Below are 22208 nucleotides of genomic sequence, written 5' to 3'. Positions count from 1 at the left end.
TTCCGTCACTCACAGCTCGGATAGGGTGAACGCTCGGTCAACTCCCGCGTGGACGCGGTGGTTACGGTCGCGGGAGGCGGGCGACGATGAGGACGTGCACATTCGGCCCCAACAGGCCGACATTTGCTGGCAGGTTGACGGAGCGACTGGTGGTGGGCGAGCTTTCGCTGGCGCTCGTGGCGGCCGGGGCGGTGTGCGGTTCGCCGTGGCTGGCGCCGGCTGCCGTGGTGGCCGCCGCCGGACTGTCCGTGGCCGCCACCGGGGTGCTGCCGCCCCTGCCGCGCGCACGCCGACGGGATTCCGCTTCCGGCTCGGACGGGCCTGCCGGGACCTTTCCGTACGGTCGGGGGCCGACGACGTCGTACCCATACGAGGACCGTGGCCGTCGGATCGTCGGCATGGCCGGCGACGGAACCTCCCTCACCACAGTTGTCCGGGTCGATCCCGCCGACGGTACGGGGCTGCAACCGGCGCACGGGGCAGGGCAGTTGCCCCTCTCCCTGCTCCCGGAGGCGCTCGACGTGGACGGCATCGCGCTCGCCTCCGCGCAGGTGGTGCAGCAGGTACGGGGCGGGGGCCCGGCGGGTGCCCCGGCGGTGCGGCTGACCTGGGTGGCGCTGCGGCTGGAGCCGGGGCTGAGCCCGGTGGCGGTGGCCGCGCGCGGGGGCGGGCTCGGCGGGGCGCAGCGGTGCCTGGTCAGGGCCGCCGACCAGATGGCCGCCTGGATCACGGGGGCGGGACTGCGGGCCGTGGTGCTCGATCAGGAGGACTTCGATACGGCCCTCGGCACGGCGCGCTGCGCTGCCGCCGCTGCGGGGTCGAATGCTTCCGGACAGGCAAGCTCCGGGCAGGTGGGCCCCCCTCCGGGCGAGGGCGGGCACCTGCACGGCACCTACGCGGTGCGCGGGGCGTGCGAGGGGGCGGCGGCGCTGCTCGCCGCACCGCCGGGGCGGGCGACCACCCTCGGGATCACCGTGCGTCGCGGGGCGCTGCGGGGGCCGGTCGAGACGGTCGGGCACGTGCGGATCACGGCAGCGGACGAGCGGGAGCTGGGTGCGGCCCGGCAGGAGCTGGAGCGGGCGGCGCGGGCCGCGCGCATCACGCTCGTACGCACGGACCCTGCCCGGCGGTCCGGGGTGCTCGGCGCGTGGCCGTGGGGCGGTGCGGCCCGGTGAGGGGGTTGCGGCGGGCACGGCGGATTCCGGTGGACGGCGGCGGAGCGGCAGGGGTGGCCGATGGTGCGCCGGTGGCGGGTGTTCCGGTCGGGGGTGACGGGGTGCTCGTCGGGACCGACGCGGCAGGCAGGCCGCTGTTGCTCGGGGTGCACCGGCCGGTGCCGTACGAAGTGCTGCTGATCGGCGGACTGTGGACGGCCCAGCTGTTGGCGGTGCGGGCGGCGGGGGCCGGGGCGGGCGTCCGGGTGGCCGTCGAGACGGCACGGGCACAGGCGTGGGCGGGGGTGAGCGGGGTGGAACTGTTCGAGGTGGGGCGGGTGCCCGCGCTCGGGGCCGCCGAGGGGCGGCCGGTGCTGGTCGTGCGCGACTGCGGGATGCGTCCGCCGCGCGGGCGGGTGGTGCCGGCGCCGTGGCAGACGGTGCTGACGCTGCTGCCGTACCTGAGCGCGGTGGCGCCGGGGCTCGTACGGGGGGCCGCGCTCGTCGGCGTACAACGGGTGTCGCCGGAGGAGGCCCAGCGGCTGGGACGGCTGCTGTGGCTGTCACCGGAGGAAACGGCCGCCCTGCCGGAACTCGGCGACGGGGTCACCCTGTGGTGCGCGGGACCGGATCGGCACTGGGTGACCAGCACGGCCGACGCCCCCGAGACGGAGCTGCTGGGACGGGCGCGGCGGATGGACTGAGGGGGCCGGGGGCGGGGAGGGAGTCTGCCCGGGGCGGGGCGGGGTGTTCCAGCGAGCGTCCGGTGCGGGGCGGGTTGTTCCAGCGTCCGGTGCGGGGCGGGGAGTAGACCTGGGCGGTGCGGGACGGGACGTGCACCTTCCCGGTGCCGGGCGAGGTGTGCGCCTGCTCGGGGCAGCAATTTCCCCTGTCCGGTGCGGGGCGGGGGTGCACCTGCGCGGCGCGGGGCGGGGTCTGCGCCTGACCGGGTGCGGGGCGGGACGTGCACCTGTCTGGTGTGGGCGGGGAGTACACCTGCGCGGGGCGGGACGTGCCCTCGCCTGGTGCGGGACGGGGTGTACGCCTGTCTGTCGCCCGCCGAGTGTCCCGGCCGGCCGGAACCGGCGAGTTCGCCGCAGGTCAGCGGGGCCTACCGAGTGAGCCACGTCCGCCGCGAGTCAGCGGTGCCGCCCGGAATCCACAGGCCGTCCGGGGTCACCAGGCCCCCTCGGGATCCGCGCGGGCCCCTGGCGCCCGCCGGGTCACCGAGGCCCGCCCGCACCGGCCGAGGATCCACCCGAGCAGGTCGGGGATCCGCCCGGACCGGCGAGGATCCGCCCGGACCAGCCGACGATCTGTCCGGACCGGCCAGGATCCACCCGAACCGGCCGAGCATGCACTCCGCCCAGCTGTTGGCCCACCCCGCCCGGCCACGGAGGCACCCCGAACCGGCCACGGCAACACCCCGCCCTCCCCCGGCCCCCCGTTACGACGTCAGTGCCCTGATCGAGTGGTAGACGTCGAAGACCGCCAGGCACAGCGGCAGCAGCGTCAGCAGGACGCAGGTTTCGGCGATTTCCAGGAAGCGGCCCCAGAACGGGGTGACCCCCTTGCTGGAGACGACCAGGCCGGTCGCCGTGAGCACCGTCGCCACCGCGCCGATCGCGGCGGCCAGCCACACGGTGCGGATGTCGAGGCCGGTGGAGTCGCCCGTGAGGGCCTCGATGATCAGGGTGCGGGGCGGGTTCAGGGACAGTCCGAGGCCGAGCAGCACCAGCGCGCCGAGGCCGGCGGACAGGGCGCAGGCGACCTGGGCGGTGTAGCGGAAGAGGTGGGCGCGCATCAGCATGGCGAGCCCGGTGGTGAGGGCGAGGGCCTGGGCCCAGGTGTCGCCGGAGAAGCCGAGTACGGCCGCCGCGCCGACGGTGGCGAGGGAGAAGCCGCCGACCAGACCGAGGAGGAGTTCGTGGCCCCGGCGGGCCTGGGCGGTGATGCGGGCGGCGTCGACGGGCCCCTGTGGGGCGGGCTCGGCGCCGGTGCTGTAGTCGCCGACGGTGGTGCGGGGCGGTTCGAAGCCGACCGGGAGGCGGGCGAAGCGGGTGGAGAGGCCGGGCAGGAAGGCCAGCGCGCCGACCGCGAGCGGCGGCAGCACGGACGCCGTCTCGACCGGCCTCAGGTCGGTGAGGATGGCGGCGAAGGTGACGAGCAGGCCGAGCGCCGAGGCGACGGCGAAGGCGACGAACGGTCCGTCGCCGTACGGGGAGACGAGCACCAGGATCACCGAGACGACGAGCACGGCGGCGCAGGCGAGCAGGAACTGGAGGCGGCCGGTCCCGGTCTGTCCCGCGGCGAACGGCAGCAGTCCCGCTCCGGCGACGGCGGCGTGCACCAGGGCGCCGGTGCCCAGGGCGACGGCCGAGGCCCGGTCGTCGTACACCCGGGCCCGTACGCAGGCCAGGGCGAGCAGCAGGGTGCCGGTGACGGCGGCGAGGATGCCGGGCAGGCCGTGCATGTCGTGGCGGGGGTCGGCGTTCCACAGCACGAACGCGAGGAGCACCAGCAGGACGGCGCCGCCGAGGAGGCCGGCGCCGCGCATCAGGCGGTCGTTCCACAGGGTGCGGTCGGCGGCGACGGCGGTGGCCACGGCGTCGGAGACGTCGTCGAAGACGGCCGGCGGGAGGGACTGGGAGAAGGGGCGCAGCGAGAGGAGCTCGCCGTCCAGGACGCGCTGGGCGGCCAGTGTGCGGGCGCTGTCGAGGACGGTGCCGTCGCGGCGGACCAGGTGGTAGCCGACGGGGGCGCTCGCGGTGGGGCTCTGGCCGGAGAGCCGGAGTATCTCGGGGTGCAGGTCGGCGACGGGGAGGTCGTCGGGGAGGGCCACGTCGATGCGGCCGTCGGGGGCGACGACGGTGACCCGGCAGAATCCGGTGCCGTTCGCGGCGGTGGTGATCGCGGGGGCCGGACGGCCGTTCGCGGGGCCCGGGTGGCCGCCGGTGGGCGGCGGTGCGGAGACCGTCGTACTCAACTTCTGCTCCCGTCGGATGCGTTCGCTCAGATTTCTTCACGAGTCGTTCACCGGTTGCTCACCGCGTGCGTCGCGCGCGCGGCGAACTGCCCCGGTTCCGCCGGATGCGGCGCCGGGGCGCACCGAAATGCCCCCGGGGTCGCCGGATCGGTGGACTAATCACCAGTTGTCCCGAACTCATCCTGAACAACACCGTTTGCTCTGATAGTTCGCGGGTGCATACACCCCTCGTGTCGACCCGTGCGCCACCCTACCTTCGCCGCACCACCCCCCGGTCAAGTTAAGATCCCCGCGGGCGGGGTCGGCCATCAGGAAATGTGCAGGAGGAACGACTCTTCCCGGTAGGGGAATTGAGGAGCTGTGAGCCAGATAGTCGTCAAGCGCCCACCTCGTGCGCTGCCATCCGAAATTCCCGCCGAGCCGGTGCAGTTGCAACCGCCACCGGAATTGCCGCGCGGCCAGCAGGAGGGCGCGCTGATGCAGATCCTGCCCATGCTCGGCATGGGCGGGTCCGTCGTGTTCTTCTTCATGACGCCCAACCCGATCATGCGGATCATGGGCATGGTGATGATCGCCTCGACGGTCGCCATGGCCGTCGCGATGCTGGTGCGCTACCGGCGCGGCACCCAGGGGCAGCTCGCCGACCTGCGGCGCGACTATCTCAAGTACCTCACCAGGACGCGGCGCACGGTCCTGGAGACCGCCCGCCTCCAGCGGGACGCCCAGTACTACCTGCACCCCTCCCCCGAACAGCTCTGGGCGCTGGTCGCCGAGGGCAGCCGGGTGTGGGAGCGGCGCGCCGGCGACGCCGACTTCGGCCAGGTGCGGATCGGTCTGTGCGGCCAGCAGCTCGCCACCCCGCTGATCGCGCCGGAGACCGCGCCGGTCGACGAGCTGGAGCCGCTGACCGCGGGGGCGATGCAGCAGTTCCTCGATGTGCACAGCACGCTGGACGGGCTGCCGATGGCGGTCTCGCTGCGGGCCTTCTACCACCTGACGGTGAGCGGTGATCCGGAGTGCGTACGGTCCACCGCGCGCGCCGTGGTCGGCTCGCTCGCCGCGCTGCACTCGCCCGAGGACCTGGTCGTCGCGGTCGGCGCGGGCGCGTCGAGCGCCGCCGAGTGGGAGTGGACGAAGTGGCTGCCGCACGTGCAGGCCCCCGGCGACGGGGACGGCGCGGGCTCGCGGCGGCTGATCGCGCGCGGCGTCCAGGAGCTGGAGGACCTCGTGGCGGGCCGGCTGGACGGGCGGCCCAGGTTCCAGCCCGGCGGGCAGCCGCTGGTCGAGCAGCCGCACCTGGTCGTGGTGATCGACGGCCTGTCGGTGCCGCCGATGTCGGTGCTGGCCTCCCCCGAGGGTCTCCAGGGCGTGACCGTGATCGAGGTCGTGCCCGGCGAGAACTCGGGTGCGCGGGGCGGCCTGTCCATCGTCGTACGGCCGGACGTCCTGCATCTGGAGTCCGGGGACGGCATGGTCTACGAGGGTGTGCCGGACGGACTGAGCCGGGAGGGCGCCGAGGCGCTGGCCCGGCAGCTGGCGCCGCTGCGGATGGCGTCGGGCGGGGACGACGACGAGCCGCTGCTTGCCAACCTGGAGTTCACCGACCTGCTCGGGCTCGGCGACGCCGCCTCCGTGGACGTCGCCCGCACCTGGCGGCCCCGTTCCCAGGCGGAGCGGCTGCGGGTGCCCATCGGGGTCGGCGAGGACGGCAGCCCGGTGATGCTGGACCTCAAGGAGGCGGCGCAGGAGGGCATGGGCCCGCACGGGCTGTGCGTGGGCGCGACCGGTTCCGGAAAGTCCGAGCTGCTGCGCACCCTCGTGCTCGGTCTCGCGGTCACCCACTCCTCGGAGACCCTGAACTTCGTCCTCGCGGACTTCAAGGGCGGTGCCACCTTCGCCGGAATGTCGCAGATGCCGCACGTGGCGGCCGTGATCACCAACCTCGCGGACGACCTGACGCTGGTCGACCGGATGGGCGACTCGATCCGCGGCGAGCTCAACCGCCGCCAGGAGATGCTGCGCGACGCGGGCAACTACGCCAACATCCACGACTACGAGAAGGCGCGCGCGGCCGGTGCCCCGCTGCAGCCGATCCCCTCGCTCGTGCTGGTCATCGACGAGTTCAGCGAGCTGCTGACCGCGATGCCCGACTTCATCGAGATGTTCGTCCAGATCGGCCGCATCGGCCGCTCCCTCGGCGTCCACCTGCTGCTCGCCTCACAACGCCTCGAAGAAGGACGACTGCGCGGCCTGGAGACCTACCTCTCCTACCGCATCGGACTGCGCACCTTCTCCGCCGCCGAATCACGCGCCGCCCTCGGCGTCCCCGACGCCTACCAACTGCCCAACGTCCCCGGCTCCGGCTACCTCAAGTTCGGCACGGACGAGATGGTGCGCTTCAAGGCGGCGTACGTCTCGGGCGTCTACCGGAGCGGTTCGCAGCGGGCGCTGCCCGGCGGGACGCTGCCGGTGGACCGGACCCCGGCGCTGTTCACGGCCGCCCCGGTGCCGGTGCGCTACCTGGCGCCGGCCGCCGTCGCGCCCGCGGATCCGGCGGCGCCGGGCGCGAAGGACGACGCGCTCGCCGACACCGTCCTCGACGTGATCGTGCGCCGGCTCGAAGGGCGCGGCGCGGAGGCCCACCAGGTGTGGCTGCCGCCGCTGGACAACCCGCCCACCCTGGACGAACTGCTGCCCGGCCTCTCGGAGGTCCCCGGCCGCGGTCTGACCCAGCCCGGTTTCGAGGGCGCGGGTCGTCTGGTGGTCCCCCTGGGCGTCCTGGACAAGCCGTTCGAGCAGCGCCGCGACACCCTGTACCGGGACTTCTCCGGCGCGGCCGGCCACATGCAGATCGTCGGCGGCCCGCAGTCCGGCAAGTCGACGCTGCTGCGCACCCTGATCTCGGCGTTCGCGCTCACCCACACCCCGCAGGAGGTCCAGCTCTACGGTCTGGACTTCGGCGGCGGCGGCCTCTCCGCGGTGGCCGGACTGCCGCACGTCGGCGGCATCGCCTCCCGCCTCGACCCCGAACGGGTGCGCCGCACGGTCGCCGAGGTGTACGGGGTGATGGCCCGCCGCGAGGAGTACTTCCGCTCCGCGGGCATCGACTCCATCGCCACGTACCGCAGGATGCGCGCCCGCGGCGAGATATCGGTGACGGACCAGCCGTGGGGCGACGTCTTCCTGGTCGTCGACGGCTGGGGCACGTTCCGCACCGAGTACGAGGGCCTGGAGCAGCTCGTCGTGGAGATGGCCGCCCGCGGCCTGGGCTACGGCATCCACGTCGTCCTGACCGCCTCGCGCTCGATGGAGGTCCGCGCGAACCTCAAGGACCACCTGATGAACCGGCTGGAGCTGCGGCTCGGCGACGTCATGGACTCCGACATCGACCGCAAGGTGGCGGTGAACGTGCCGCCGGGCGTCCCCGGCCGCGGCATCGCCCCGGAGAAGCTGCACTTCATGGCGGCGGTGCCGCGCATCGACGGCATCAACTCCGACACCGACCTCTCCGAGGCGTCCACCGCGATGGCCCGCGAGGTCACCCGCCACTGGACGGCGCCCGGCGCCCCCGCCGTCCGCCTGCTGCCGCGCGAACTGCCCGCCGTCTCGCTGCCGCACGGCAACGCGCACCCGGAGCAGGGCATCGCCTTCGGCATCGACGAGAACCGCCTCGAACCGGTCTTCCTCGACTTCGACGCGGACCCTTTCCTCCTGGTCTACGGCGAGAGCGAGTCCGGCAAGACGAATCTCCTGCGCCTCCTGATCCGCCAGCTCACCGAGCGGTACGACCCCTCCGCCTGCCAGTTCTTCGTCATCGACAACCGGCGCGGCCTGCTGGACGTGACCCCGCCCTCGCACCTGGCCGAGTACGTGCCCATGTCCAACAACATGGAGCATCACATGGAGGCCCTGGAGGGCCTGATGCGGCGCCGCACCCCGGCGGCCGACGTCACCGCGCAGCAGCTGCGCGACCGCAGCTGGTGGCAGGGCCCGAACGTCTTCGTCGTCGTCGACGACTTCGACCTGGTCTCCACCTCCAGCGGCAACCCCCTCGCCCGTCTCACCGAACTCCTCCCGTTCGCCCGCGACGTGGGCGTCCGCTTCGTGATCGCCCGCAGCACGGCGGGCGCGAGCCGGGCCGCGTACGAACCCTTCCTGCAACGCATGCAGGAACTGGGCGCCCAGGGCCTGGTCCTGTCCGGCGACCCCAACGAGGGCGAGGTCCTGGCAGGCCTGAAGCCGAGGCCGATGCCGACGGGACGGGGAATCTTCGTGTCGCGGAGGCGGGGGAATCCGCTGGTGCAGACGGGGTTGGTGGAGGGGTGAGCGACGGGGCGGACATCCGGTCGGCGAGACGGGAGTTCGCCGCTCTGCTCGGCGAGTTCCGCCGCACCACCGTGCTGGTGCCCCTCGATCCGTACGACAGCCTGTGGACCGCGGAGTGGGGCGGGGTGCGCTGGATCTGCGCGTTCTCCGACGAAGGGGCACTCGCCCGGTTTGCGCACGCCCAGGGCGACAGCGGGCGCGCGTGGACGTACCGGACGGTCTACGGGGCCCGGCTCCTGGACGTGGCGGTGCCCGCCCTGGGGGTGCCCGCCGGGGTGGCGCTGGACGCGGGCAGCGAGGACGGGATGCTCTTCCCGCCCGTCGCCGGTGTCGTACCGGACGAGGCCGCGGTGGACCTCGGCACTGCCGATCAGAGCGGAACCGAGCGACCCGGGGGTGGCGCATGAGCGGGGAACAGCCGGATCTGGCGGCGGCGAGGCCGGCGCTGGCACTGATCGCGTCGGGGATCAACGGCGCGCTGGCAGAACTGCACGAACAGGGCATGACCGGCCGGGCGACCGCGGGCCGCGGCTTCGCCGACCTGGCCCTCTCCGGGCTGGAGCTGGGGCACGCCGGACTGACGAAGGAGTTCGAGACCTTCTGCGACCGCTGGGAGTTCGGCGTCCGGAACCTGATGATGCGCGGCAACGTCTTCGCGCAGGGCGTCGGGCTCTCGGCGGGCTCCTTCCACGAGCAGGAGCAGTACGTGAAGGACTCCTTCAAGGTCGTGGTCAACGGCGTGAACGGGAATCCGCACCTGACCGAGGACCAGGTCAAGGAGAAGAGCTGGGCCGAGATCAGCACTCAGCAGCCGACGGACAACGCCGACTGGAGTGCCGAGTCCTTCCGGCAGGCCGGCACCGAGATCAAGGAGACCTGGCAGAACACCGGGTACGACGTGACGGCCACCAACGCGGACTGGATGGAACGGACCGGAATGATCGACGAGGGGCAGCGCGACGCAGCCCGGTCGAAGCTCCGCGAGTTCTTCGAACCGACGCCGGAGGCGGTGGCGCAGCAGCTCGGCGACGACCCTCCCGCGCAACAGGGCGGGGGCCAAGAGGCTGGGGGTGGCCGCTGATGCCGGACCTCGGGGACATGTTCGGCAAGGCCGTCGGCGCCGGTTACGACAAACTCCGCGAGGGCGTCGACTGGGGCAAGGAGAAGCTCGGCGAGGGCGTCGACTGGGGCACCGAAAAGGCCGGTGACTTCCTGGAGGAGGCCGGTCTCGACAAGGCCGGTGACGTCGTCAAGGACTGGGGCGACGGGGTCGCGTCCGATCTGGGCGCGGAGATCGGCGAGCAGCAGTTGGGGCAGACCGAGGACGCCGACGAGCTGATCCACGGGAAGCCGGCCGAGATCCGGGCGACGGCGAAGAACCTGCGGGACTTCGGGACGGCGTTCGGCCGGGTCGGCGCGGGCATGAAGCAGCTGGACTCCAGCCACTGGAAGGGGCAGGCGGCCGACACGTTCCGGCAGAAGTTCGCGCCGCTGCCGACGGACTGGCTGCACGCCGCGGACGCCTGCGAGGACGCGGCGAAGGCCCTGGAGACGTACGCGACGACCGTGACGTGGGCTCAGGGCAGGGCGAGGGAGGCGGCGGCCCTGTACAGGGAGGGCCGAGAAGCCTCCGAAACGGCGTCCACCGCGTACCAGGAGAAGGCCGCCGCCTACAACGCGGCGCGCACCGGTCCGCATCCGCTGCCCGACCCGGGGCCCTACGTGGACCCGGGCACGGCGATGAGAGCGCGCGCGCAGGAGATACTCACCGCCGCCCGCACCCAGCGCAACACCGCTGCCGAAACGGCCAAGGCGCAGGTCACCGCGGCGCTCGCGCACGCCCCCGAGGAGCCGAAGGGCCTGGACCGGCTGAAGCTGGACGGCGCGGACTGGGCCATCGCCTCGAACGTCGAGGGCACGCACTTCCTCGGCGGCGTCACCAAGGGCGTCATGGGGCTGACCAACTTCGTCCGCAGCGTCAACCCCCTCGACCCGTACAACATCACCCACCCCGCCGAGTACCTCAAGGCCACCAGCACGACCCTGGCCGGCCTGGCCACCACGGCGGCGCACCCGGACCGGGCGCTGAAGAGCATGTGGGAGACGGCCAAGTCGGACCCCAGCGAATTCCTGGGCACGCTGGTGCCGGAACTCATCGGCACGAAGGGCGCGGGGGTGGCGCTGAAAGGGGCCAACACGGCACGGAAGGTGGCGCAGGACCTGAGCCACGTCCCGGACGGCGGCGGAAGACCGGGGACTGCGCGGGGGCCGGTGGAGGCGGACCCCGCCAAGCCGTCCAAGCCCGAGTCCCCCGTCAAGAACGACCCCACGGACCCGATCGACCTCGCCACCGGCGTGATGTACCTCCCCCAGTGGGACATCGCCCTGCCGGGCTCCCTCCCGCTCGTCTTCACCCGCCGGGTGGCCTCGGACTACCGGGTGGGCCGCTGGTTCGGCCCGTCCTGGGCCTCGACCGCCGACCAGCGCCTGGAGATCGACTCCCAGGGCGTCATCCTGGTACGCGAGGACGGGCTCCTCCTCCCCTTCCCGCACCCGGCCCCCGGCGTCCCAGTCCTCGCCACCCACGGCGCGGCGCTCTCCCTGGACACCGACGCCGCCGGCGACTACACGGTCACCGACCCGGAAACCGGCCGGGTCCAGCACTTCACCACCGTCGCCCCCGACCTGGCGCTCCTGACCCAACTGGACGACCGCAACGGCAACTGGATCACCTTCGAGTACGACGATTCGCACGCCCCGACGGCCCTGATCGACCACGCCGGCCGCCACCTGAAGCTCACCACCGACGAGTGCCGCGTCACCGCCCTCCACCTCGCCGGCGCGGCCCCCGACGGCTCGGACCAGGAGATCGTCCGCTACGGCTACACCGACGGCCACCTCACCTCGGTCACCAACTCCTCGGGCCTCCCCCTCGTCTTCACCTACGACGAACGTGCCCGCGTCACTTCCTGGACCGACACCAACGACAGGCGTTACGCGTACGAGTACGACGAGCGGGACCGGTGCATAGCCGAGGGCGGCACCGAGGGCCACGTCGCGCTGCACGTCACGTACGACGACATCGACCCGGAAACGGGCCTGCGCGTCACCACGGCCACCACCGGCTCCGGCGCCGTCCACCGCTACTTCGTCAACGACGCCCATCAGATCGTCACCGAGATCGACCCGCTGGGAGCGGTCACCCGCTACGAACGCGACCGCCGCCACCGGCTCCTCTCCCGCACGGACGCCCTCGGGCGCACGACGCGCTTCGAGTACGACGCGGAAACGGGCGGCGTGACCCGGGCCGTCCGCCCGGACGGCCGCGAGGCCACCGCCGAGCACAACGCACTGGGCCTCCCGGTACGGGTGACCGGCCCCGACCGTCTGACGACCCGCCAGGAGTACGACGCACGCGGAAACCGCACGGCGGTGACCGACGCGTCGGGCGCCACGACCCGCTTCTCGTACGACGAGACGGGGCGCTTGACCTCCGTCACCGACCCGCTGGGCCATACGACCCGGGTTAGTACGGACGCGACAGGCTTGGCTGCGGAGATCATCGACCCCTTGGGCGCGGTGACACGCTACATCCGGGACGCTTTCGGCCGCCCCGTGGAAATCACGGATGCACTCGGCTCGACCACCCGCCTCGAATGGACGGTCGAGGGGCACCTGGCGCGCCGCACCTCCCCGGACGGCTCCACCAGCACCTGGACGTACGACGGGGAAGGCAACTGCACCACCCACACGGACCCGATGGGCGCCGTTGCCCACTTCGAGTACACGCACTTCGACCTGTTGGCGGCCCGCACAGGCCCGGACGGCGTCCGCTACGAGTTCCAGCACGACATGGAACTCCGCCTGACCCAAGTGCGTAACCCTCAGGGCCTGACCTGGGACTACTCGTACGACGCCGCAGGTCGACCGGTCTCGGAATCGGACTTCGACGACCGCACCCTCACCTACACACACGACGCGGTGGGCCACCTCCTGACCCGCACGGATGCTCTGAACCAGACTGTTCGCTTCACCCGCAACGATCTGGGCCGGATCCTCTCCAAGGACGCCGCGGGCGCCATCACCACCTATGCCTACGACCACTTCGACCAACTGGCGGAAGCCTCTGGACCCGACAGCACCCTCATGCTCCTCCGCGACCGCTACGGCCGCCTCAAGTCAGAGACGGTGAACGGCCGCACCCTTGTCTTCGGCCACGACGCGATGGGCCGCCGCACGTCCCGCCGCACGCCCTCGGGTTCAGTCAGCACCTGGACGTACGACGCGATGGGCCGCCGCGACACCCTCACCGCTTCGGGCCGTACCCTCACCTTCGAGCACGATGCGGCAGGGCGTGAACTGACCCGCCACATGGGCGAGGCAGTCACCCTCACCTCTGCGTACGACGCCTTGGGTCGCCTCACCGAGCAGCAGGTCACGCATTCGGGCCGCAGTGTGCAACGCCGCGCGTACGCCTACCGCCCCGACGGCAGCCTCACCAACATCGACGACCAACTGGCCGGCCCGAGCACCTTCACCCTCGACCGCACCGGTCGCGTCACCGCTGTCAGCGCCCACAACTGGACCGAGAACTACACCTACGACGCGGCAGGCAACCAGGCTTCGGCAACCTGGCCCGCCGCCCACCCCGGCCAGGAATCCACCGGCACCCGGGACTACACCGGCACCACTCTCACCCGTGCCGGCACCGTCCGCTACGAACACGACGCCCTCGGCCGCACCACCCTCCGCCAAAAGCCCCGGCTTTCCCGCAAGCCGGACACCTGGCTCTACACCTGGGACGCGGAGAACCACCTCACCGCCGTCACCACCCCCGATGGCACCTGCTGGCGCTACTTCTACGACCCCTTTGGCCGTCGCACCTCGAAGCAGCGCCTTGGCCCGGACGGCGTAACCGTCGCGGAACAAACTGACTTCGTTTGGGACGGGACCACGCTCTGCGAGCAAACGACGACGTCCGCCGATCTCCCCCACCCCGTCACACTCACATGGGACCACCGGGGCCTCCACCCAGTGGCCCAGACCGAGCGGATCTCGGCGGTGGACACGCCGGCAAGCGAGATCGACACCCGCTTCTTCAGCATCATCACCGACCTGGTGGGCACACCACGAGAACTGATAGACGAAGACGGCAACCTCGCCTGGCAGGCACGCAGCACTTTGTGGGGCACGACCACTTGGTCGGCCAACAGCAGCACATACACACCATTGCGCTTCCCAGGTCAGTACTTCGACCCTGAGACCGGGCAGCAGTACAACGTACACCGGTACTACGATCCGGAGACGGCTCGGTACTTGACACCGGACCCGTTGGGATTGGCTCCTGCGTCTAACCCCGCAACGTATGTGGAAAATCCACATACTTGGGCCGACCCGCTCGGACTGGCTCCTACCGAATGTCCAAAACTTCCCAAGGTTGGAATCGATCTTTCAGGAGCCAAAGCAAATGCCCTCCGAGATGCCGGGATCCCGGAAGGTGCAACACCCCTGGACGTCAATGACTACGTACCGGTGACAACGCCCGAATGGGCCGGCTCGAAACAAGTATTGGGTGACGACATGCAGCCCATGTATTTTACGGAAGAGGTGTACGAGCACCCCAACGGGCAAGACCTCATCGTCTTCCAGGACCATTGGATGGGCCATCGGAAGCCCGGAGAAGACGGATATCAGCGCCCCCATGTACATGTACGACCATACGAGAACACTCGAAATGGCCAGATCCCAGGATGCGAGGAACACTACCCATATGACCCCGAGTAGATTTCGCGTAGCGAATGGGCAGTATCTGGCATCACTCTACGGCGAGGAACTTCCCCCGCTGGATCGAGTGAGGTTGCGCTCACTGCAACTGAACTGGCGTGGCCCAGCTCTCACCTTGCGCATTGACCTACCCAGCCCTCCGCCGGCTCTGCCGGAAGAATGGGCTGGCTCCGCAGTTGATACCTTCCAGTGCCACCTCCGGTTCACCGATGTGCAAGACCTCTCTGTGACCAATTGGGAGCCACCGATTACGGCCCGCCTATCCGCTTCCCCTCCTTCAGCGGACAACAGGATCGAGGTGACGGTCGAACAGAACGAGATCACCTTTCTGAAGTTCACGAGCCTGAGTGAAATCATTGCAGGCCATTTGAGCGCGTTTCAGCTGTCTCCGGATGGAACGGATCAGGGTCCACACCTTTTTAAGAACAAGCTCGACAAGTTGATCCACAAATCGAGCATCCCAGAGCCCCACAAGGCGAATTTCTATGAACGTTAAAAATATGCCAGACCCAAGCGACGCTTACAGCGCTCTGACTTCTCCCAAGTTCCTGAGCGAATGCGACCTCTTTTATGTGCAGGTCGACGAACGGCAGACCTCACTGACTCTCGGGTTCGAGGTATCAGATTTCGACATCCCCGAGGGAGGAATCGGTTTCGAAGTTCTGAGAAAATTCAGAAGCGACGAGGGCCACAACGCAATGCGGTTCTTCATCTCGTTCACGGATGTTCTGAACTTTTCTGTGAACGGCTGGGAAAATCCAGGACAGAAGCACATACAAATGGTAGAAGAGCGGGGCCACTTCTCCGTATCAGCAGAATCACCAGGATCGTCCCTCCGATTCGAGGCTTCGTCGTTCTCGATTCCACATATCCATTCGTACCTCGCAGGCCAGTCGTTTTGAGACCCGCCCTCCGACCGCCTGCCCGCGCAATGAACGCCCTCTCGTGCTCCACCGCCACGTCGAACCGCTACAGCATCGGCCCCTACGAAGGTCGGGCGATCCGACGCAGGCGCACGGCCGTGGATTCGATAGGGGTTTGGATGCTGCGAGAGGTGCACCGAAGTGACTCTCCGCGTATTTCGCCTTTGCCGCTCTGATGATTCAGCCACAAGGTTTCGGGGACGAAGAGAAACTGACAGGTATTTAGTTCACCTCGGCTCCGTTGATCACCCTAATAACTCGAAGCGCATACGCAGCAAAGGTCGTGCGGAACTTTGCGAAAATTGAGTGGTTCAGGTCACGAATGCGGTGGTCGAGGCGTGGCACGAGATTCTGGGCGATCACCCTCGGAAAGCTCAGCAGCAGCTGGCGGACCCGCGCGAACCGTTCAAACACCCCCTGGCTTTTCAGGCCGGGGAGTCCACCGTGATCGCGCGGCCGTACTCGGAGGTCTGCGAGAGGCCCAACGGCACCTGGAGAGTTTTGATGCTGCCGCTGATGGCCTCCGTCTCGATGCAGTCCGGGCAGGTAACACCGACCAGCTCGCCGTAGTCGTCCCCCCGCCCGTCCCTGCGCTGGCAGTTCTCCCTGCGCGCAAGGTTGCCCAGCCGTTCACGCAACTCGGGATCGTGCACACGTTGCCCTGGAGAAGTGCGGCAAGGTCGGGCGTTCGGATGAGGGTGTGGCCGTTCTCGATCCGGCTGCTCTTCCCTGAGTGCAGCCGAGGAACTCCCTCGGCGGTCGAGAGGTACCCACCGTCGCGGAAATGCGGGCCGTATTCGGGAGGTACAGGTGTGGGGAACCTGGCACGTGTCGCGCAGTGTGCGGATTTGCCGTGGCCGGGTGGGGTGTCGCTGTCGGGCTGGACGACGGGCCCGTGCTCTGGCTGCGTGGGGCGGAGCCGGTGGCTGTGCGGGGTGGGGAGTGAGTGGTGGGGGCTGGGTGGTGGCCTCTGGGCACGACTGAGGGTGGGCACCTCCCGCGCGTACCCACCCCTGGTCGTGCTCGGTCCGTGGGACCGTTCCGGCTGCTAGAGCGTGAAGTAGCTCGCGGCCTTCGCGTCGCCCGACTTGTAGCGCATGACCGCTTCGTCGATCTGCTTCGATATCTGGGCCAGCGAGTTGTGGATGTTGCGGGCCTGCTGGTCCCACTGCGCCTGCGAGGTGTTGTACTCCTCGCGGGCCTTGCCCACCCAGAGCTCCGAGACGCTGGCGATCTGCGCCTTGATGGCGGCGAGGTCGCCTTCGAGGTTCTTCGCCTGGGCGTGGACCTCGCGCGCGGCGAGCTCCAGGGCGTGGTAGGTGACGAGCATCGAGCCGGGGTCCTGCGGCATGAGTGCCTCCGGTGAGGTGGGTTGGGAAGGGGTGTAAGGGGTGTGGAGAGTGGTGCGCGTGGTGCTGGTCGGGCTCAGAACTTGTTGAGGTTCGAGGTGTTGGCCTCGACCTTCGCGTCGCCCTGGTAGCCGTCCACCACGTCGACGCCGCGCATCGCCTGGAGGATCTCGTCCTCCGTGTTGCCGCCGATGGTGCGGGCGGCCTCGATCGCTTCCTGGAACTTCAGGAGCAGCTTGCCGATGCGCACGATGCTCTGGTTGACCTCGGCCTGCTTCTTGTTGAAGGCGCCGGCGCCGATGCCCTGCCACTGGCCTTCGAGGTTGTCGATGGTCCCGTTCAGGCGGTGCAGCTGGCTCTTCACGCTGTCGAAGCTGTTGGTGAGGGTGGTTTGCAGGCGGGTGAGTCCGTGATCGTCAAGCCTCTGGCGGTCTGACATGGGTGACTTCCTCTCGGGTGGGTGAGTGGTAAGTGGGGTGGTTCTGATGGGGCGGGGGTCAGGGGGTCCGGCGGCGGCGGATTACCACGGCGGCGCCGGCGGCCAGGGCCAGGGCGGCTGCGATGCCGCCGACAAGGAAAGGCGTGTTGGTGCTGTTGCCGGTGTCGGCGACCTGGGAGGAGGTGGCCAGGGCGGGCTTCGTTTGCGCGGGGCTGGGTGAGGCGGTATCAACGGGTTCGTAACGGAACACCGGCCACACGAAGACAGCGTCCGCGTTGGAGTCCGCCTTGCCGGGGTTTCCCTTGCCCTCCAGCACCACTGCGCGCGGACGAATGACACCGAACCCGAAGTTTGGATTGTCCTGCTTCATTCCCCAGCTCCGGTCAGCCGTGTCATAGAGAACACGCAGCACCTGCGCACCGGTCCAGTCCGGGTGCTGGGACCACACCAGGGCAGCCGCTGCCGAGGCCAAAGCGGCTGCGGCGACAGTGCCCTGACCCTCGCAGTACTTCTTGAACGTCGCGTCGCACCAGCGAGGAACCTTCACGCCCGGCGCAGTGAGATTGACGTCCTTCCCCCGATGCGAGAAGTCCGCAACTTTGCCGTCCGGTCCCATCGCGGCGACGCCGACAACACTGCCCCGGGCCGCCGGATACTGCGCCTTGTTGCCCGTCTTGGCGTTGTCTCCCACACCCGCAATCACCAATTTGCCCTTTTTCGCGGCATATTGGTATACGTCTTCTTCCATGACGCTACTGCCCAGAACATGATCACTCACCAATGAGATGTTGATGATCTTGGCATCGCTGTCTGCCGCGGCTTTGATCGCGGCGTGGACCGGGTCGCGCAGAGGGGCGGGTTCCTTCAGGGAGCGAACGGGCACACGGTAGGGAACGATCTTCGAGCCGGGCGCGAGACCACGGATGCCCCCTCCGTTGCCCGTGCCCGCGATGAGTTCTGCAGTGGTAGTTCCTTGGCCGTCGCGGTCGTCGGTCTCCGTCCCCGCTCCGTTCTTGGTGATGTCCTTCCCCGGCAGAACCTGGCCTTGCAGGGAAGGGGTGCTCGCGCTTACGCCAAAGCCGATCACGGCGACCTTGACGCCCTTACCCGTGGACACCTTCCACATGGCCTCCGCCTGCATCGGGTCCAGGTACCACTGCTCCGGCGCCGGTTGGGCGGCAACGGCAGGCGGCGCCGCAGCCGCGAGCCCGATGGCACACGTTCCGATCGCGGCCAGAACGCGCGGCATCCGTCGCCGGTGCCTGCGCTGTTGGCTCGTTCCTGCCGTCATGCTGACTTCCGTGCCTTTCGTCGTACTCAGCCGATGACTGGAGGCGCGGAGTCCCTGCGCCCTGCCGTCCACGTCTCTTCGTCTTCGGTCAGGTGATCAGGCCGCTTCGCGCCCTCCTGATCACCGGATTCTTCGGACTTGCGCGAACCGGACGGGCTCCGGACGAGTCCCGCCCCGCCCTGAGTGAAGCCACCGTTGTCGGGGCGGCCGGGACGGCTTCTCTGCGATGCGGCGTCGCTTCGCGGCATACCGACGACGCCGTTGGTGGCAGGAGTTGTTCGGCCCCGTGACGTCGTACCGGCTGCGGGCTGTGCGCCGATGGCTCCGTTCGTGGGGACACGGGTGCCTGCGGTACGCGGCTGCGAAGTGCTTTCGCTGCCGATGACCGTCCCGCGGGGGATGCGCGAGCCTGATGTACCGGCGGGTGTGCGCTGCGGTTTGCCGCCCGTGATGCCATCGGCACGACCGACCCGACCGGTCGGGGGCTGACCTGTGGTGCCCGCGCGACCCGTCGGCGTCTGACCCGTGGTTCCCGCGCGACCCAACGGCGGCTGCCCCGTGGTACCGGCACGGCCCATGGGCGGCTGACCTGTCGTGCCGGCACGTCCGAGCGGAGGCTGGCCGGTGGTCCCAGCGCGGCCCATCGGGGGCTGCCCCGTGGTTCCCGCGCGGCCCATGGGCGGCTGCCCCGTCGTCCCAGCACGTCCGAGCGGAGGCTGCCCTGTCGTCCCGGCACGGCCCAACGGCGGCTGACCCGTCCGGCCGATCTGGTTGCCCGGCATGCCGGGCGGTCCGCTCCGCACCGGCGGCACGTAGCCGGGGGCCATCGGCGGAGGTGTGCCGAGGACCTGGCCCGGGGGCGCGGTGACCGGTGCCTGCGGAGGTGCTCCCGTGACGGGCGTGGGCGTCGGAGCAGGCGGCACCGCGGTCCTGGCGAGTTCCATCGATGCATCGTCACCGGGCGACGGGGAGACGCCGACCGGAGCACCGATCGTCCCACCGGGCGCCGTAGGAGCCGGGGTACCGAGCGGGTCGACCTGCCGCTCGGTCGAGCCCCGGACGGCATCAGGTCGGGCGGTGGCGGGCGGGGCGGTTGCCCGGGACACACCCATCTCCCTCGGATTGCTCCGGGTAGGAGCCTCGGACGGCCCTCCGCCACCGCTGGGCGGCGGCACGTTCGCCTTGAGGATCTGCTCGAACCGAGGAGGTTCCTGGAGCGCGAGGGTCTGCTGGGACACGGCGTAGAACGACGACAAGCGGTTCATCTGGTTGATGGCCTCTTGGCGGTCCTTCTCGACCTTCACCGCTCCGTCGTAGGACGCGTTGCCCTCGACCTGGCTGACCATGGGAAGGTCTTCAACCTTGCTCTTGACGAATCGGCCATCACGCGGAGGCATCGACTTGTGCACCGAGGCCAGTCCCGTGCCTGCGACCGTGATCTGCGTACCTGCGACGTCGGCGAAGTCGCTCAGGCTCCTGGCGTGAGTGGCGAGCCCTCGCCCGAACTTCTGGAACTCGGTGGCGCCCTGGCCCTTCCAGTCAACCTTGTCGACGTAGTCCTGCAGTTCCTTCGCCGCCGCCCGTAGCGCGTTCCTGGCCTTCCAGAGCGCCGCGCCCGCGTTCTCCAGGTCCGTCGGGCTGGCCTGTTCCACCAGGTCGATCATCGCGTTGAGATCGTGGCCCTCGAAGCTGGTACGGGTGGCGAACCCCGGTATGCCCTGCGGCACGAGCAGCGGAGTGGGCACGGGCGCGGGTCGCGTGCCTGGCGGAGTCAGGAGGGCGCGCATCTCCGAATAATTGCGGTTCCAGTCGGCACCGTCGACGCCGTTCTTGACCCCCTCCAGGTCCCGCGCCCGCTGTTCCTGCTGTTCCTCGGGGCTCTGCTCTCCCAGAACCTTGTCGGGCGTTGTCACAGCGCACCCCCGTCATCCTTGCCGCTGGTGCCGGCTGTGGGCGCCTGACCGGCTCGGTCTCGCTCCCGTATCGCCTCAACACCCCTGCGGTACTCGGCGTACCTCTCCCTGTCCTCGTCCTGCGCCTTCTCAATGCGCTCCTGAATCAACGCGTAGCGCCGCCGCACGTCCTCATCCACGTTGTCGTAACCGACCTCGGCCGCATGCACCCCGATGCTCAGCGCCTCGATCTGGTCCCCCAACGACTTCGACAGCGAAGTCAGCGACTGGTGCACGCGGTTGTACTGCGCGAACAGCCCGTCCGCCTCCGCGAACGTCGCGTTGCCGCCGCTCAGCGACGCCCGTGAGACTCGCTGGGCCGCGAGTTTCGTACGGCCCCCGTCGCTGTTCTCCAGCACAGTCAGCAGGTCATTGACCCGCTTCTGGAAGAGACGCAGCGCGCCCACTCCCTTTTCAAGATCGCTCACGATCCCATGTCCTCCCCGTCCCCGTTTGCACTTCCCACACCGGTTGCGATCGCAGTCGTCGCAAGCCCCACCCGTCACACAAGCATCACTGTATCCAGATACCTGGCTATGCCAACCGCCTTAACTGGACTGGTTGTTTCCGGGATTGCCCGAGTTTCGCAACCCTTGATGACCACTTGTCCCACCCGTCCCGACTTGCGGTGATCCCGGTTCGCTACTGCTACTTCCGGGGGCTTCATCGCGGTTCTCCCGGCCGGCCACGGCGTCGGCGGGCGTCCCGTGTCGCCACCGCCGCTCCTCCGATCGCGGCCACCAGTACGCCGCCGCCCACCACCACGTAGGTCGCCAGCCGTGCGTCGCGTTCCTGGGGGGTTTCGCCCAGGGTCAGGCGGGCCGGTTCGGGGGCGCGGACGTCGGGTGGGCCCGTGTCCGGCGCCGGGGTGGCGGGTGGGGGGTGTTCGTCCTCCGTGAGGGCGCGGACCGGGTCGACCACGCCCCAGCCGACCAGACGGTCGTGGCCGGGGACCGCGCGTTCGGCGGTCTGCTGGATCTGGGTGACGATCTGCTGGCGGGTCCAGTCCGGGTGCTTGGCCCGCAGGAGTGCGGCGACTCCGGACACGTACGGGGCGGAGAAGCTCGTGCCGTTGTCCGCGCAGTGGCCGCCGCCGGGCACCGTGGAGACCATGTCCACGCCCGGCGCCGCGACCCCGACGAAGTCGCCGGACTGGGAGAACGCGGCGCGCTCGTTGTTGCGGTCGGAGGCCGCCACCGCGAGCACGCCCGGGTACGAGGCGGGGTAGGTCGGTTTGACGTTGCCGCCCAGGCCGTCGTTGCCCGCGGAGGCGACGATGACGATGCCCTGGCTGAGGGCCTTGTCGACCGCCCGGCGCAGGATCGGGGTCGGCTCGGTCGCGTTCGCCGTGTCCTGCGAGATGTTGATGATCTGCGCCCTCTTGGCGATGGCGTGCTCGATCGCGGTGGCCAGGGTGATCGCGTTGCCGTGGCCCTCGGCGTCGTTCTGCTGGATCGGGATGATCGTGGCGCCGGGGGCCAGTCCGACGAAGCCCGTGCCGCGTGCCGGGCGGGCGGCGATCAGGCCGGCCACCTTCGTGCCGTGGCCCACGGTGTCCGTGGTGCCGGACTCGTTGCCGCGCGGGATGGGGGTGCCCTGGTCGTCCTTGATGCCCGGGGGCAGTACGTTGCGTCCGCTGGAGACGTCGACGGCGGGCTTGAGCTGCGCGTTCTTGGTGTCTACGCCGCTGTCGATGACGGCGACCCGTACTCCCTTGCCGGTGGACTGCCGCCACAGTTCGTCGAGGAGCACGCGCTGGAGCGCCCAGGGGCGGCCCGCGTACGGCTTGCTCGGGTACGTGCACTGGCCGGTGTCCGCCGGTGGCGGCGGCGCCGCGACGGCGGCCGGGGCGGCCAGGCCCAGCAGCGGTACGGCCACGAGCGCGGCCAGAAGCGGCAGCGCCGGCCGCGCGGAAGACGCCGGCCGTGCGGACAGCACAGGCCGGGCGCGCAGCACCGCCCGAGCGGGCAGCGCGGGCCGTGCCGTCGACGCCCGCATGTTCGT

Annotated in this window: 16 protein-coding genes and 1 pseudogene; 8 read left to right on the top strand and 9 right to left on the bottom strand. The window is 70.1% G+C overall.

All coding sequences use genetic code 11. The features are described 5' to 3' along the window. Window positions 1-134 precede the first annotated feature (134 nt). A complete protein-coding gene (locus ACFYVL_RS16990) occupies window positions 135-1175 on the top strand; it encodes a type VII secretion protein EccE (protein WP_389245342.1) in 1041 nt (346 codons plus the stop codon). Further along, window positions 1148-1858, top strand: coding sequence for a hypothetical protein (locus ACFYVL_RS16985; protein WP_389245340.1), 711 nt, complete (start codon window positions 1148-1150; stop codon window positions 1856-1858). The genes ACFYVL_RS16990 and ACFYVL_RS16985 overlap by 28 nt, the downstream gene beginning before the upstream one ends. Window positions 1859-2601: 743 nt before the next feature. Here ACFYVL_RS16985 and eccD read toward each other — a convergent pair. Continuing rightward, window positions 2602-4065, bottom strand: a complete 1464-nt coding sequence (eccD, locus tag ACFYVL_RS16980; RefSeq protein ID WP_389245411.1) for a type VII secretion integral membrane protein EccD — start codon at window positions 4063-4065, stop codon at window positions 2602-2604. Between the two features lie 435 nt (window positions 4066-4500). Between eccD and eccCa the strand changes: the two genes are divergently transcribed. The 5 genes and pseudogenes from eccCa to ACFYVL_RS16955 all read left to right on the top strand — a co-directional run. After that, window positions 4501-8466 carry a type VII secretion protein EccCa gene (eccCa, locus tag ACFYVL_RS16975; RefSeq protein WP_389245338.1) on the top strand — a complete coding sequence of 1322 codons (3966 nt, stop codon included), beginning with the start codon at window positions 4501-4503 and terminating at the stop codon, window positions 8464-8466. Further along, the gene (locus ACFYVL_RS16970) at window positions 8463-8873 is read left to right on the top strand and encodes an SseB family protein (protein ID WP_389245336.1); all 411 of its coding nucleotides are present in this window, start codon (window positions 8463-8465) and stop codon (window positions 8871-8873) included. Before eccCa ends, ACFYVL_RS16970 begins: the two co-directional genes overlap by 4 nt. After that, the gene (locus tag ACFYVL_RS16965; RefSeq protein ID WP_389245334.1) at window positions 8870-9547 is read left to right on the top strand and encodes a hypothetical protein; all 678 of its coding nucleotides are present in this window, start codon (window positions 8870-8872) and stop codon (window positions 9545-9547) included. Before ACFYVL_RS16970 ends, ACFYVL_RS16965 begins: the two co-directional genes overlap by 4 nt. After that, complete coding sequence (locus ACFYVL_RS16960) at window positions 9547-14250, top strand: putative T7SS-secreted protein (protein WP_389245332.1); 4704 nt, start codon at window positions 9547-9549, stop codon at window positions 14248-14250. The genes ACFYVL_RS16965 and ACFYVL_RS16960 overlap by 1 nt, the downstream gene beginning before the upstream one ends. Next, window positions 14168-14509 (top strand): annotated as a pseudogene (locus ACFYVL_RS16955) (Imm50 family immunity protein); the annotation flags it as partial. The gene ACFYVL_RS16960 and the pseudogene ACFYVL_RS16955, both read left to right, overlap by 83 nt. 18 nt (window positions 14510-14527) lie before the next feature. Here the strand turns inward: ACFYVL_RS16955 and ACFYVL_RS16950 are convergent. Continuing rightward, complete coding sequence (locus ACFYVL_RS16950) at window positions 14528-14698, bottom strand: hypothetical protein (RefSeq protein ID WP_389245413.1); 171 nt, start codon at window positions 14696-14698, stop codon at window positions 14528-14530. 52 nt (window positions 14699-14750) lie between these two features. Here ACFYVL_RS16950 and ACFYVL_RS16945 point away from each other — a divergent pair, with 52 nt between their 5' ends. Then, window positions 14751-15152 (top strand): Imm50 family immunity protein, encoded by a 402-nt coding sequence (locus tag ACFYVL_RS16945; protein WP_389245330.1) that lies wholly within the window; start codon window positions 14751-14753, stop codon window positions 15150-15152. Between the two features lie 446 nt (window positions 15153-15598). On the opposite strand, the gene ACFYVL_RS16940 is transcribed toward ACFYVL_RS16945, so the two are convergent. The 7 genes from ACFYVL_RS16940 to mycP all read right to left on the bottom strand — a co-directional run bounded on the left by ACFYVL_RS16940 (window position 15599) and on the right by mycP (window position 22202). Continuing rightward, window positions 15599-15811 (bottom strand): hypothetical protein, encoded by a 213-nt coding sequence (locus ACFYVL_RS16940; RefSeq protein WP_389245328.1) that lies wholly within the window; start codon window positions 15809-15811, stop codon window positions 15599-15601. Between the two features lie 410 nt (window positions 15812-16221). Next, window positions 16222-16524: a WXG100 family type VII secretion target gene (locus tag ACFYVL_RS16935; protein WP_389245326.1), complete on the bottom strand. Its 303-nt coding sequence runs from the start codon at window positions 16522-16524 to the stop codon at window positions 16222-16224. A gap of 74 nt (window positions 16525-16598) precedes the next feature. After that, on the bottom strand, window positions 16599-16961 hold the full coding sequence (locus ACFYVL_RS16930; protein WP_389245324.1) for a WXG100 family type VII secretion target: 363 nt from the start codon (window positions 16959-16961) through the stop codon (window positions 16599-16601). Window positions 16962-17019: 58 nt separating this feature from the next. Beyond that, on the bottom strand, window positions 17020-18252 hold the full coding sequence (locus ACFYVL_RS16925; RefSeq protein ID WP_389245322.1) for a S8 family serine peptidase: 1233 nt from the start codon (window positions 18250-18252) through the stop codon (window positions 17020-17022). Between the two features lie 26 nt (window positions 18253-18278). Further along, a complete protein-coding gene (locus ACFYVL_RS16920; protein WP_389245320.1) occupies window positions 18279-20165 on the bottom strand; it encodes a hypothetical protein in 1887 nt (628 codons plus the stop codon). After that, window positions 20162-20632 (bottom strand): hypothetical protein, encoded by a 471-nt coding sequence (locus ACFYVL_RS16915; RefSeq protein WP_389245318.1) that lies wholly within the window; start codon window positions 20630-20632, stop codon window positions 20162-20164. Before ACFYVL_RS16915 ends, ACFYVL_RS16920 begins: the two co-directional genes overlap by 4 nt. Before the next feature lie 235 nt (window positions 20633-20867). Then, on the bottom strand, window positions 20868-22202 hold the full coding sequence (mycP, locus tag ACFYVL_RS16910; RefSeq protein ID WP_389245316.1) for a type VII secretion-associated serine protease mycosin: 1335 nt from the start codon (window positions 22200-22202) through the stop codon (window positions 20868-20870). Window positions 22203-22208: the final 6 nt, after the last annotated feature.

Origin of the sequence: Streptomyces sp. NPDC004111 (assembly GCF_042874215.1) — a bacterium.
Classification (GTDB): domain Bacteria; phylum Actinomycetota; class Actinomycetes; order Streptomycetales; family Streptomycetaceae; genus Streptomyces.
This window is presented reverse-complemented; position numbering and strand designations above follow the sequence as displayed.